General features: G+C 45.0%; 15 protein-coding genes. 8 read left to right on the top strand and 7 right to left on the bottom strand.

Features of this window, described 5'->3' with window-relative positions:
- Positions 1-293 precede the first annotated feature (293 nt).
- Positions 294-434, top strand: coding sequence for a hypothetical protein (locus tag QUB06_RS32595; protein WP_333438795.1), 141 nt, complete (start codon positions 294-296; stop codon positions 432-434).
- 28 nt (positions 435-462) lie between these two features.
- On the opposite strand, the gene QUB06_RS32590 is transcribed toward QUB06_RS32595, so the two are convergent.
- From QUB06_RS32590 to ndhC, 7 genes are all read right to left on the bottom strand, one after another.
- Positions 463-1,071 (bottom strand): hypothetical protein, encoded by a 609-nt coding sequence (locus QUB06_RS32590; RefSeq protein ID WP_333438794.1) that lies wholly within the window; start codon positions 1,069-1,071, stop codon positions 463-465.
- A 58-nt stretch (positions 1,072-1,129) separates the two neighbouring features.
- The gene (locus QUB06_RS32585; protein ID WP_333438793.1) at positions 1,130-2,503 is read right to left on the bottom strand and encodes a hypothetical protein; all 1,374 of its coding nucleotides are present in this window, start codon (positions 2,501-2,503) and stop codon (positions 1,130-1,132) included.
- A 767-nt stretch (positions 2,504-3,270) separates the two neighbouring features.
- Entirely contained in the window at positions 3,271-3,561 is a 291-nt protein-coding gene (locus QUB06_RS32580) for an ACP S-malonyltransferase (RefSeq protein ID WP_333438792.1), read from the bottom strand.
- Positions 3,562-3,656: 95 nt separating this feature from the next.
- Positions 3,657-3,872, bottom strand: a complete 216-nt coding sequence (locus tag QUB06_RS32575; RefSeq protein ID WP_333438791.1) for a hypothetical protein — start codon at positions 3,870-3,872, stop codon at positions 3,657-3,659.
- A 422-nt stretch (positions 3,873-4,294) separates the two neighbouring features.
- Entirely contained in the window at positions 4,295-4,798 is a 504-nt protein-coding gene (locus QUB06_RS32570) for an NAD(P)H-quinone oxidoreductase subunit J (protein ID WP_333378418.1), read from the bottom strand.
- Positions 4,791-5,516 carry a photosynthetic/respiratory NAD(P)H-quinone oxidoreductase subunit K gene (gene ndhK / locus QUB06_RS32565; RefSeq protein ID WP_333438790.1) on the bottom strand — a complete coding sequence of 242 codons (726 nt, stop codon included), beginning with the start codon at positions 5,514-5,516 and terminating at the stop codon, positions 4,791-4,793. The genes QUB06_RS32570 and ndhK overlap by 8 nt, the downstream gene beginning before the upstream one ends.
- Complete coding sequence (gene ndhC, locus QUB06_RS32560; RefSeq protein ID WP_006635500.1) at positions 5,507-5,869, bottom strand: photosynthetic/respiratory NAD(P)H-quinone oxidoreductase subunit C; 363 nt, start codon at positions 5,867-5,869, stop codon at positions 5,507-5,509. The genes ndhK and ndhC overlap by 10 nt, the downstream gene beginning before the upstream one ends.
- Before the next feature lie 544 nt (positions 5,870-6,413).
- Here ndhC and QUB06_RS32555 point away from each other — a divergent pair.
- From QUB06_RS32555 to QUB06_RS32525, 7 genes are all read left to right on the top strand, one after another.
- Entirely contained in the window at positions 6,414-6,749 is a 336-nt protein-coding gene (locus tag QUB06_RS32555; protein ID WP_333052113.1) for a rubredoxin, read from the top strand.
- Complete coding sequence (locus tag QUB06_RS32550) at positions 6,736-7,749, top strand: photosynthesis system II assembly factor Ycf48 (RefSeq protein WP_333070732.1); 1,014 nt, start codon at positions 6,736-6,738, stop codon at positions 7,747-7,749. The genes QUB06_RS32555 and QUB06_RS32550 overlap by 14 nt, the downstream gene beginning before the upstream one ends.
- Positions 7,750-7,805: 56 nt before the next feature.
- Positions 7,806-8,054 (top strand): cytochrome b559 subunit alpha, encoded by a 249-nt coding sequence (gene psbE, locus QUB06_RS32545; protein WP_006635503.1) that lies wholly within the window; start codon positions 7,806-7,808, stop codon positions 8,052-8,054.
- Between the two features lie 20 nt (positions 8,055-8,074).
- Entirely contained in the window at positions 8,075-8,212 is a 138-nt protein-coding gene (gene psbF / locus QUB06_RS32540; RefSeq protein WP_006635504.1) for a cytochrome b559 subunit beta, read from the top strand.
- Positions 8,213-8,221: 9 nt separating this feature from the next.
- Positions 8,222-8,344, top strand: a complete 123-nt coding sequence (locus QUB06_RS32535; RefSeq protein WP_015176850.1) for a photosystem II reaction center protein L — start codon at positions 8,222-8,224, stop codon at positions 8,342-8,344.
- Positions 8,345-8,413: 69 nt separating this feature from the next.
- Positions 8,414-8,536: a photosystem II reaction center protein J gene (locus tag QUB06_RS32530; protein WP_006635506.1), complete on the top strand. Its 123-nt coding sequence runs from the start codon at positions 8,414-8,416 to the stop codon at positions 8,534-8,536.
- Between the two features lie 451 nt (positions 8,537-8,987).
- A complete protein-coding gene (locus QUB06_RS32525) occupies positions 8,988-11,240 on the top strand; it encodes a PBP1A family penicillin-binding protein (RefSeq protein WP_333438796.1) in 2,253 nt (750 codons plus the stop codon).
- The last annotated feature ends 361 nt before the right edge of the window (positions 11,241-11,601 follow it).

Genomic DNA, 11,601 nt, shown 5'->3' with positions numbered 1-11,601 from the left:
ATTGATATTTTGACATATTTTTTCAATTTTTTTGACTGATTTAGCTATTGATTTAGCATACCAAGTAAGGAAGAACCCCCTTATACTTTACAACCTACTAGGCTAAGCTGGCGCTCGATCGATCGCTTGGGAGCATTGACGTAGAAACTTCGATATGTTTCAATTATTAGAGCGATCGCAGCTAGGAAAATAAGGCACGTATGTGGTTTTACCAGAAAACGCGCACGAGGTGCGAGTTTTGAACCCCAACTGACACAATTTGATCTAAAAAATGAGATGTTTTTTTACATTGCTTGACTTACTCGATACGCAATCGCATAGCATCTGCCAACCAAAATCCCGTAAAGGCGATCGCGCCTCTATCACCAAACGCGATCGCCTCTGCACGGAAGCATCAGCGAAATCTTGAAACTACCGTCTCCACCAATAACTGATCGCCGTGTAATTATGAAGTTAGACTCCTCAAGAGCCAATAATTAATTCAACTTTGCGGACTTGAGCTACTAGGGCATTAGCTTCTTGAGCAAGTCTTAATAACTCGTCTTCGTTATCTTGAGTTTTGAGAGCGACAGTAAGCTTTGACTCTAAGTCTTCAATATCTACAACTGCCTCAACTAACTGGTCAAATAGCTCCTGAAGACCGTTCTGGTTTCCCAAAGAGGACGACTCCAAATGCTGTGAAATCAAGAGGCTAACAGAAGATACTAAGTTAATTAACGCACTCGCGATGGCAGCACCTTTCGACTCAACCAGCACCGCTGAAATTAAGCCAGCACTACTAATAGCAGTAACAATGTTACCCATCAGACGAATTTTTCTGGCGCGTCTGAGTCGTCGGCGTAACCGATTGAGGATATTCCTACCAGGAGTTTTGATTGCCCTCAAGGTCATAATAGCAAGTTTAGCAACAAGAATAGTGTCAGGATTTACTTCACCCATCAGTTGCCCAAGAGCCAACAATTCGCTTTGCTCTGGATATTGTTGACGTAGCTTATCCAATTGTTCTGGTTGATAGCGATTTAATGCGTCTACGAGTGCATTAACTTTGATACCTTTACCCATCTGTCCCATATATATTCTCCAATTTCAGTATTTTGGTTTAAAAAAAAAGCGATCGCACCCAAAAAATCTAACGAAATTGAAGCCACCATGTAATACCAAAATATAGCCATAAAAATATCAAAGCAGTAAATAATGGAAGTAAAACAATGAACACAGCTATTCGTAATACTTGATAGAGCAAACTCTGAAATCCTGGTGGATTAGTTCTAGGTGTAGGCCACTTTTGTTTGAATTGACGCCAAGTCTTTTTAAATGTAAAGATAGACAAAACATAGAGAACGACTAAAGAATTTAGCCAAGGAAATAACCCAGACTCAGCTACCGCAAGGATTGTGGTAGGTCTATATGTGAGTGTAAAAATTCTTCCTACAGTTCGTAGATATTGCGAGATAGAAATCTCAATGATTAACCTGACCTGATCTGCGACCGCTGAACGAACAATCATCGGAGTTTCTGGTGTTGCTAGCGCGGAGAGCATTTGACCATAGTTTTCTGCTTTTAGTGCTTTCTCAATTCTTTGGGCAACTACTACGTCACGAACAGGTTTAACAAACCCGCTTGCTTTTGAAACACTTGTTGCTTCACAGCCTAAGAGAATTAATGTTACGTTATATTTTTTGGCTTCCTGGTCCAAAATAGAGATCGGAAACTTGGCTACAATGCTGCCATCAGCACGTTGAACCACAAACGCTTTATCTTCTATGTGACCCACAATAAAAACAATTTTATCTTTTAAATGGCTTAATGTAAAACCCATACTATTTTTGAGTATTTTATCAAAAGTAATGTTAACGTTTTTAGCAGCATTATTGAAGAGGTTTGTGATGTCCAAATCATCAGGATCGAATAAAGAGATTACCCGCAGATAATCCTTCTTTAGAGGTTTTGCCATAGACCAAATTGCATTGTCAATTTCCGTTGAACTTTTTACACCAAAGGTAAGACCTGGAGGAAATTGTATGACACGCTCAAAACCATCAATGGTTTTAATGCGTTGCGTATGAAATACGGTATCATCACCTTTTACAACTGATAAATTTTCAATTTTCTCTAATCTGGAAAAAATATCATATTTTTCAAAAAAAACATCTTCTGTTACAAATAAATGTGGTTTTTCCTGAAGTCCTTTGACCACAGATAATAACTCATCTGCAAAAGACGTTTTTTCAGTATTGATTACTAAAACTTTTCCACTAGACAGCGATAACTCATATAGATTGTTAGACTGACGAGATAAATATAATCCGATCTGATTCGGTTTAGGCGTGAAATACTTAAATGTTTTAGGAATATGTACCTTGGTCGTGTTTGTAATAGGTACATCATCTGCATATTTACCAATTTTAGTTAGCCATTTAAATGAAATAGCATTGACTGGTTGAATGCTAAAAATTATAAAACATAGCAAAATAGGGATAAGGAAGTTCCGCAGCCATCTCATGGAATTCACCTCATAAGCAAATACAATATGTATAAATAAGCTGAATCAGTAATTTCCGATTTAGCTTTCAACTAGCGCAACAAAACTATACTTCAGGGCCTGTACATTAAGACGCCCGGATTTGGTATTAAGTGAAGTTGTTCAGATATTAATTTCTACACATCTTAAATAAGGATTCCGGATCTGACTGTGCTTAGGCCAAAATTTAATTACATGAATTGCTTCAACATTAAAGCCTGCCAAGCAAAGACGGCTTCGCCCCGACTACCACAACCCAAAACAGGAAGTGCCATTTAACCCTCAAATCCATAGTTTCTTGGCGATCGCACGCTGCATAAAACTCCCACTTGCTTTTGCCACAAGGCTTTTGCAGATTAATGGTTCGCTTTGTAGTAAATACGAGGTTTTTTATAATCAAGCGGAAGAATTAGCCTAAAACTTTTCGCTAGGCGATTGCACCCCACCATCAACTTTCCGGTTGCGCCTCCACAGATAGCTTAGCGGTGTAACCGTTTAGCTAACCCGCAGCAGTTAACCTCTCGGCGTTCGAGTGCAGCGATGTGTTCTACAGACAGAGGATCGCTCCAGTCCTTTTTATTTGTTACTAAGAATACTCAAACAACCTCCGCGACAAATCTTTGGTCGCTGGCTGTATAAGTATTAATTATACTGAATTTGCCATATAATACAGGTAGGGATATTAATTATACTGCAACAGGCTTTTGTTTGTCCACTCACTGTAGGATGCGTATGGTTGCTCTGACTGGTTAAGGAATAAAAAGACGACCTGCACCCATGTAGTTATGGAAGTCAAGTAGGATTTCAAGCAAACGAATGCTGCATCGCTCTCTGTATTCAAAATTAGTCATTCGAGCTGTATTACCAATCGTAATGACAGGGAGTGTATTATCAGTATTATCCTCTTGAATTGTCTGTTCTAGAGAATCTATACCTTTCATACTGCGGTTAGCAGTTAAGAGAATCATCTGATTTGTTTGGGCAAATTTCCAGACAACGCGATCGCTCGCATTTATAGCTAATCCAACCTGTTTAAACATCACAAATTAGATGGGTACAATTTCCAGCCAACCCTGCTTTAATAGTCCCCAACAAAAGAATTGCAAGCCTTCAATATTGTTGTCAATCAAAAAATTCATGCTGTGATGCCCAGCTTGGCTTTTAGCCCGAATAGCTTCTTGTCCCGGCTTAGGAGGCATCGCCGCAATGCGGGCAAAGCGAGATCGATTTTTTCTTCCCAATACTCTCGAATTTCCTCAGATGTTTGCAGCACGGTTTGATATTCGGCTTCAACTTCGCTGCGATGTTCCTCTATGTAGGATAGTGCTGCATTGAGTTTTTCTTCAGTCAAACGGAGCCATCCTGGAATTAATTTAGGCGTCCATCCAGCATTCTAGTAGTCCATGATATCGTATACCGTGATGCGAGTTTCTGCGATAGTGAGTCCCCGTTCTGTACGGATTATGGCTGCTTTTCCGTTTGATGTCAGAGTCTTAGCTATACTTCCTTAAAAACTAATTCTTATGGTATCTGTTAATTTCATTGTATTGAAAATATTGTCAAACTCAAAGTTCTAAGTCGAAGTCAAAATCCTTGTCGTGCTGTATTCCTATTATTCCCAGCCAACGAGGCAGAGCCTCTGGGCATCGGTTCCCAGGCAGAGCCTAGGAAGCAGTTAATCAAAATTAGGCAAAAAACAGAGGGCGGGTTTTGCATAAAACTAGACTGCAAAAGTCCAATTTTACGCTCTAAACCCGCCCTCGCAAAACTCCCTTAATAAGCGTCTTGCAATTCGTAGAAATCAGGGGAAATGTAATCTTTCCGCAGTGGCCAGCCTACCCAATCTTCGTTCATCAAAATCCGTTTCAGATTCGGATGTCCTTCGTAGACAATGCCGTACATATCGTAGGATTCCCGCTCTTGAAAGTCGGCTGCTTTCCAAATCCAGTAGACTGATGGTACTCTCGGATCTTCGCGGGGAATGAATACTTTGACGCGGACTTCTTCGGGGTGCGAAGCATTATCTGTCAGCTTAGCCAAGTGGTAAACGCTGACTAAATCTTCTCCCGGCCCTTGGTCGTAGGCGCACTGGCACTGCATATAATTAAACCCGTAGGCATACAGTGCTGTTGACATCGGAATTAGGAATTCTCGATCGACCTTTAATATCTCCACCCCCAAATTATCGGCCGCTAAAGCTTCGTGTTCAAACCCATTCTGAGTCAACCACTGGGAAACCTTCCCGGCTTCAACAATTGCAGATTCTTGCTCAGCCACGGTTTACCTCCTGTTTTTGTCCTGCAAGCAGGGCCGGTGGTACTGGCATTCCCATTGCTTCCGTCAATTCCTTGGGCGGCGCCATCCGGCCGGGAACTGACAAATATTTGCCGTCCAAAATGTCGTCTACTACTTTCATTTTGTGGGGTCTGGTGTAGTAGCGGTGGGTTGGCAGCAGATTGGCCCGTTCTTGCATAGAATCGTTGGCGATTTTTTTCCGCAGTTTGATAATTGCGTCAATAATCGCTTCTGGGCGGGGGGGACAGCCGGGTATGTACACATCTACGGGAATCAGTTTGTCAACGCCTCTGACTGCTGTGGTGGAGTCTACGCTGAACATTCCGCCGGTGATGGTGCAAGCGCCCATCGCGATCACGTATTTGGGTTCCGGCATTTGTTCGTACAGCCGCACCAAGATGGGGGCGTACTTCATGGTTATTGTGCCGGCGGTGATGATCAGGTCGGCTTGCCGGGGACTCGATCGCGGTACTAAGCCGAATCTGTCGAAGTCAAAGCGCGATCCGATCAAAGCTGCAAATTCAATGAAGCAGCAAGCGGTACCGTAAAGCAGCGGCCACAGGCTCGAAAGTCTCGCCCAATTGTAGAGGTCATCAACCGTAGTTAGGATGACATTCTCTGATAATTCGGATGTGACTTGCGGGCGCTCTGCGGGGTTGACAATTAGAGATTTTTGTGATTTGTCAGAACTTAAGACCATTCCAAGGCTCCTTTGCGCCATGCATAGACAAGAGCAATAACGAGGATCGTGATAAAAAACAAGGCTTCGATGAAAGCCAACAGTCCTAGCTGGTTGAAAGCAACCGCCCAAGGATAGAGGAAGACGGTCTCTACGTCGAAGATGACGAAGACGAGGGCGAACATATAATATCTGATGTTGAACTGAATCCAGGCTCCGCCGATCGGCTCGACGCCGGATTCGTAGGTAGTGCGGCGGTCGTAGGGACGACTTTTGGGCCGCAGTACCTTAGACGCCGTGAGGGCGAGGATAGGGACTAGGCTGGAAATTAACAGGAAGCCTAAGAAATACTCGTAGCCGCTGAGTGCAAACACGGTGAATAATTACTGCCTAGGTGAAAGGGTTCTGTAACTTAGTCTTTACATTATATAGATTGTGGGTAGCTAAAATTACGAGTTAGTTGAGATTAATCCTCCATCTTCTGCAATAATTTTTAATGTATATTTTAAGATTAGCTTACCTACTCTTTTTGAGCTGTCAACTACCCCCGACGGCAAGTCGCGGGCTTCGGGCATAAAAACTGAAGCCCCAAGTTGATCGGCCTCAGTCCCCTTTCGGGGCTACGTTATCGGCAAGAGTTCAAGTTCACACCAAGGAATCCGTAGCTAGTTCCTTGCTCTGTAACCTAGGGATTAAACATCTGTAAGGGGTTAAGGAAGTGTCTCTGGGAAAGTACCGACCGATAACATTGGCGAAGCTCACATTACTGGAGTAGCAAGGCGCTTCCCGGCATACAGGGAAATGGATAAGCACTACTCCTCTACTTATCCAACCCCTTTCGGGGACTCTGAATTTATTCAGCGTCCTGTTTCATACGTGACCATCAAGGTACGCGGTTTCAACACTCCTAGAGATTTTATGAGCGATCGAGCCACGGAGACTAATACCCTCGATCGGCACGAGTGCCGAGCCTGCGGCTACGTCTACAATCCTAAAAAAGGCGATCCTAAAAATGCAATTGCCCCTGGCACTGCTTTTACAGATGTGACCCCGACTTGGGTGTGTCCCGTTTGCGGGGCGCGCAAATCGATGTTTCAAAATCTCGGTCAGATGGAAGGGGTATCGGGATTTAAGGCAAATCAGCGCTACGGTGTCGGTGTCAACGGCATGACCGAAGGTCAGAAAAGTTTGCTGATTTTTGGCGGCTTGGTCGTTGGTTTCTTGTTGTTACTTAGTATGTATGGTTTGCAGTAAAACGATTGTGAGATTTTGGCAACGAATTGTAATGTTATTGGCCGCTGCGCTCATCTGTACGAGTTGCAGCACCATCGGTTCTGTGAGTTACAACCCCTGGCAAGTGATTTCCTTGCCGACGGAAGCTAATTTGCAGGATATTGCTTTTACGGGCAATCCTCAGCACGGCTGGGTTGTTGGTTCTGAGGCTACTCTGCTGGAAACGCTCGACGGCGGTACTAGCTGGAAGTCCATAGCACTGGATATCGACGATCCGAGGTCGCGTTTTGCGTCGGTGAGTTTTTCTGGTTCCGAAGGCTGGATTGTCGGCCAGCCTTCGGTTTTGCTCCACACGAACGATGAGGGCAAGTCTTGGACGCGGATTGCTTTGAGCTCTCAGTTGCCCGGTTCTCCGAGTACGATCGCGGCTTTGGGCCCGAATTCCGCCGAGATGACGACCGATGTCGGGGCGATTTACCGGACTTCTGACGGCGGCAAAAATTGGAAAGCTGTCGTGCAGGATTCTTTTGGGGTAGTTCGCAATATCAACCGTTCTGAAGACGGGCAGTATGTTGCGGTTTCCTCGAAGGGCAATTTCTACTCGGTGTGGAAACCCGGACAAGAAGCTTGGGAACCTCACAACCGCAATAGTTCTCGCCGCCTGCAAAATATGGGCTTTACCAAGGACGGGCGTTTGTGGATGCTCGCCCGCGGCGGTCAGATTCAGTTTAGCGACCCGTCCAATCCTGAAGGTTGGGGAAAACCGTTTTTTCCCGATCGCAAGGCGAGTTGGGGTTTGCTGGACATGGCTTACCGGACTGATAATGAAGTTTGGGTAGCCGGCGGCGGCGGCAATTTGCTGTGCAGTTTGGACGGCGGGAAAACTTGGCTAAAAGACCGCGAAGTAGAAGATGTTCCCGCTAATTTTTACAGGATTGTCTTTATGGGCCCCGATCGCGGATTTGTGATCGGCGCGAGCGGTACTCTACTTAAATATCAAGGTTCAGCGCAAGCTGCTTGATAGTAGAATAGTAATAGAGATTGTCTGTCAATTTGTTGTTGAAAGGAGGATTCTAAATGGCTGGTACAACGGGAGAACGTCCGTTTGGGGACATTATTACAAGTATCCGTTATTGGGTAATTCACAGCATCACCATTCCGGCTTTGTTTATTGCTGGATGGCTGTTTGTGCAAACGGGTTTGGCTTACGATGCTTTCGGAACTCCTCGCCCTAACCAGTATTTCACACCGCAGCGGGAAGAAGTGCCGATCATCTCGGATCGCTTTGAAGCTAAGAAACAAGTAGATCAGTTCATTGCCAAGTAATTTAACAAGGATTTGGAAAAATGACGAGTAGAACCCCAAATAATGAGCCAATTTCGTATCCGATTTTTACGGTGCGCTGGTTGGCAGTTCATACTTTAGGTGTCCCAACAATTTTCTTTTTGGGCGCGATCGCAGCAATGCAATTTATTCAACGATAGGAGTTTACAATGCCTGAGCGCGTTCCTAATCCCAACGAGCAGCCTGTTGAGTTAAACCGGACTTCTTTGTATTTGGGTTTGTTGCTGATTTTTGTTTTGGGTATTTTGTTCTCCAGTTATTTCTTTAATTAACTGGTGTCTGAGTTGGCTTTCGATAGTTCGATCGAATTTGTTTACCTGTAAATTAGTGAGGTGATGGCTATGTTTAGTGAAAGTGGCAGAATTCCTTTGTGGCTGGTAGCTACTGTCGCAGGTCTCGGTGTTCTGAGCATTGTGAGTCTTTTCTTCTACGGTGCTTATGCCGGTTTGGGTTCTTCGATGTAAGGAGAATCAAGCTGATTTTCGGCTTTTAACCCCCCTTGAAAAAGGGGGGTTTTAATTATTAGGCGAATTGTGTTGGTAAATCTGGTATAGCCTTTCTCAGTAACATGAGGTGCTCTCGCGGGCATAGGGCATAGGGCATAGGGCATAGGGCATAGGCATAGGACTCACCCCATACCTCACCACGCTTGAGAACCGCTATAAATGTTATCGAAAGTATTAATTTTTGGGCAAGTTTATGATAATTTAATTTCCTGGTGAGATCGGGATTTGTTGTGGCTGGATGGAGATTTGCTCAATCAACGGCTCGCCTTCCGGGTTCACCAATAACCCCAAAATCGATCGCCAGTAGCCGACGCTCGCCTCCTTCTATGGGGCAGATCGTGAAATTAGCCAAAAGTTGCGAGTAGAATGGTGCAAGAGCCGATCGCTCGATCGTAGTGCACAGCGAAATATGACCCCACCGCCGCCGCCCCGCAAACCTCAAACCGTCTTGGGTGCGATTACCCAAGCAGTCCAGACTATTGCTAAGGTTAATTTTAACCAGCTAGCGCTGAAACCTAATGCCAAAGTACCCGAACTGTGGGTGCAGGATGCGGGTGCAGCTAAAGCTGAGGTTTATCCGCTGTTGGGCGATCGATATTTGTTAGGTCGATCGTCCAAATCTTCAGATATAGTAGTTCGCAATCCCGTTGTCAGTCACGTACACTTATCCCTGTCGCGGGATACTCGGCGGCGGACTCCTTTTGTCATCAAAGATGAAGACTCCACAAACGGCATTTACAATGGCAAAAGGCGAGTTAAAAGTATGTCCCTACGTCACGGAGACGTGTTCACTTTAGGGCCGCCGGAACTAGCCGCCGCTGTCAGAATTCAGTATGTATATCCGCCGCCTTGGTATGTGCAACTTGTGCGTTACAGCTTTTACGGCGTCAGCGGAATCACCGCTTTGATTGGCGTGTTGGTAGGCATGGAATCGACCAAGTTTCAAGTGCGACCTCTGCCGAGAAGTATTAATGGCCCCGTGATTGTTTACGCCCGCGATGGGCAAACTCCGCTGCGTCCTCCTCAGAATAACGCTCACTTAGAATTAAAGCAATTGCAGGATTTTTCGCCTTATTTATCCAAGGCGGTACTTGCTTCGGAAGACAGCCGCTACAATTGGCATTTGGGGGTAGATCCGATCGGAGTTTTGCGCGCGCTTTTGACCAATGTTCGCGGGGGAGGAATTCGCGAAGGCGGGAGCACTGTGACGCAGCAGTTAGCGAGGAGTTTGTTTCGAGATTATGTGGGAACTCAAGATTCGGCAGGGCGCAAGTTACGGGAAGCTGTAGTTGCGTTGAAACTGGAGAATTATTACAGCAAAGACGAGCTGTTGCTGACTTATTTGAATCGCGTGTTTTTGGGAATTGACCTTTACGGTTTTGAGGATGCGGCTCGGTTTTATTTTGGGAAGTCTGCGAAGGATTTAACTTTGTCAGAGGCGGCAACTTTGGCCGGCATTTTGCCTGCGCCAAACAGTTTTAATCCGATTCAAAATTATCAGTTGGCGGTGCAGTATCGCGATCGAGTGATCGAACGGATGCGGGCACTGGGGACGATTTCTCAGGAAGAAGCCGATCGCGCGAGGCGATCGCGAATTGAGATCAATCCCAAAGCCCGCCAATATCTGCAAAGTACGATCGCTCCTTATTTCTATAGTTATGTATTTGACGAATTGGAGTTTTTGCTGGGGGAGCAGTTAGCCAGAGAAGGCAATTTTATTGTAGAAACAGGTTTGAACCCTGGTCTGCAAAAAGTAGCTGAAGCTTCCCTCAGAAATGCTGTTGAAAATGCCGGAGCAAGTGCTGGCTTTTCTCAAGGAGCCGTGGTAACTCTCAATAGTACAACCGGGGAAGTCTTAGCTTTAGTTGGGGGCGTAGATTACTTGAAAAGTCAATTTAATCGGGCTACCCAAGCTTTGAGACAGCCCGGTTCTACATTTAAGATTTTCAGCTATGCAGCAGCCCTGGAACAGGGAATCTCACCCGATAAAACTTATTCTTGCGCCCCCCTTTCTTGGGGCGGACAAAGTTACAGCGGCTGCGAAAGAACCAGCGGTAATGCTGATATGTATCGGGGTTTAGCACAGTCGGAAAATGCAGTTGCTTTGAGAATTGCACAAGATGTCGGTTTAGACAAGGTAGTGGGAATGGCAAGACGTTTGGGAATTACTTCGGAACTGCGTTCTAACCCAGGTTTAGTATTAGGTGAAAGTGAAGTTAATGTATTGCAATTAACGGGCGCTTTCGGGGTTTTGGCCAATCGGGGTTTGGGCAATCGTCCCCACGTAATTAAGCGAATTATTGACAGCAGCGATTGCAAAGATCGAAATGATTTTAACAGTTGCCGGGTGATTTATGAGTATCAAAAAGATGGCATTGCCAATCGGCAGTTAGTTTCGGAAGCCGTAGCGGATACGATGACTGATATGCTGCAAGGTGTGGTGCGGGGAGGTACGGGTAGCAGTGCTGCTTTGGGGTTGGGAGAAGCTGGAAAAACAGGCACGACTAATGATAATAGAGATTTGTGGTTTGTCGGTTATATTCCGAGTCAGCAACTCGTGACTGGCGTTTGGTTGGGAAATGATGATAATTCTCCGACTGGGGGAGGTAGTTCAAATGCCGCTCAGTTGTGGGGGGAATATATGCGGCAGGTGGCGCGTTGAGTCATGAGTCATTAGTCATTAGTCATTAGTCATTAGTCATGAGTCATTAGTCATTAGTCATTAGTCATTAGTCATTAGTCCTTAGTCATTAGTCATTAGTCATTAGTCCTTAGTCATTAGTCATTAGTCATTAGTCATTAGTCATTAGTCATTAGTTAGTGGTTGGTTGTTATATCAAATCCGTTAGCATCGGAATAGTAAATTCCAGTTCACTGTTCACTGTTGACTGTTCACTGTCAACAGTGAACAGTGAACCGTCAACCGTCAACATCATGTATGAGTGTAGTTAGAGAGTCGATGGCAGAGTGTCCCCTACCATCTCTCCTACAATTAGAGTCGATGCCTGTGTTACCACAGGACA

The organism is Microcoleus sp. D2_18a_D3 (assembly GCF_036702455.1).
Classification (GTDB): Bacteria; Cyanobacteriota; Cyanobacteriia; order Cyanobacteriales; family Microcoleaceae; genus Microcoleus.
The sequence above is the reverse complement of the archived record's forward strand: the minus strand, read 5'-3'. Positions and strand labels throughout refer to the sequence as shown.

What these genes read in the sequence shown, in the direction of transcription:
- QUB06_RS32590 (WP_333438794.1), bottom strand. Translation starts at nt 1,071, where the DNA reads ATGGGACAGATGGGTAAAGGTATCAAAGTTAATGCACTCGTAGACGCA.
- QUB06_RS32585 (WP_333438793.1), bottom strand. Translation starts at nt 2,503, where the DNA reads ATGAGATGGCTGCGGAACTTCCTTATCCCTATTTTGCTATGTTTTATA.
- QUB06_RS32580 (WP_333438792.1), bottom strand. Translation starts at nt 3,561, where the DNA reads ATGTTTAAACAGGTTGGATTAGCTATAAATGCGAGCGATCGCGTTGTC.
- ndhK (WP_333438790.1), bottom strand. Translation starts at nt 5,516, where the DNA reads ATGGTCTTAAGTTCTGACAAATCACAAAAATCTCTAATTGTCAACCCC.
- QUB06_RS32555 (WP_333052113.1), top strand. Translation starts at nt 6,414, where the DNA reads ATGAGCGATCGAGCCACGGAGACTAATACCCTCGATCGGCACGAGTGC.
- QUB06_RS32550 (WP_333070732.1), top strand. Translation starts at nt 6,736, where the DNA reads ATGGTTTGCAGTAAAACGATTGTGAGATTTTGGCAACGAATTGTAATG.
- psbE (WP_006635503.1), top strand. Translation starts at nt 7,806, where the DNA reads ATGGCTGGTACAACGGGAGAACGTCCGTTTGGGGACATTATTACAAGT.
- psbF (WP_006635504.1), top strand. Translation starts at nt 8,075, where the DNA reads ATGACGAGTAGAACCCCAAATAATGAGCCAATTTCGTATCCGATTTTT.
- QUB06_RS32535 (WP_015176850.1), top strand. Translation starts at nt 8,222, where the DNA reads ATGCCTGAGCGCGTTCCTAATCCCAACGAGCAGCCTGTTGAGTTAAAC.
- QUB06_RS32530 (WP_006635506.1), top strand. Translation starts at nt 8,414, where the DNA reads ATGTTTAGTGAAAGTGGCAGAATTCCTTTGTGGCTGGTAGCTACTGTC.
- QUB06_RS32525 (WP_333438796.1), top strand. Translation starts at nt 8,988, where the DNA reads ATGACCCCACCGCCGCCGCCCCGCAAACCTCAAACCGTCTTGGGTGCG.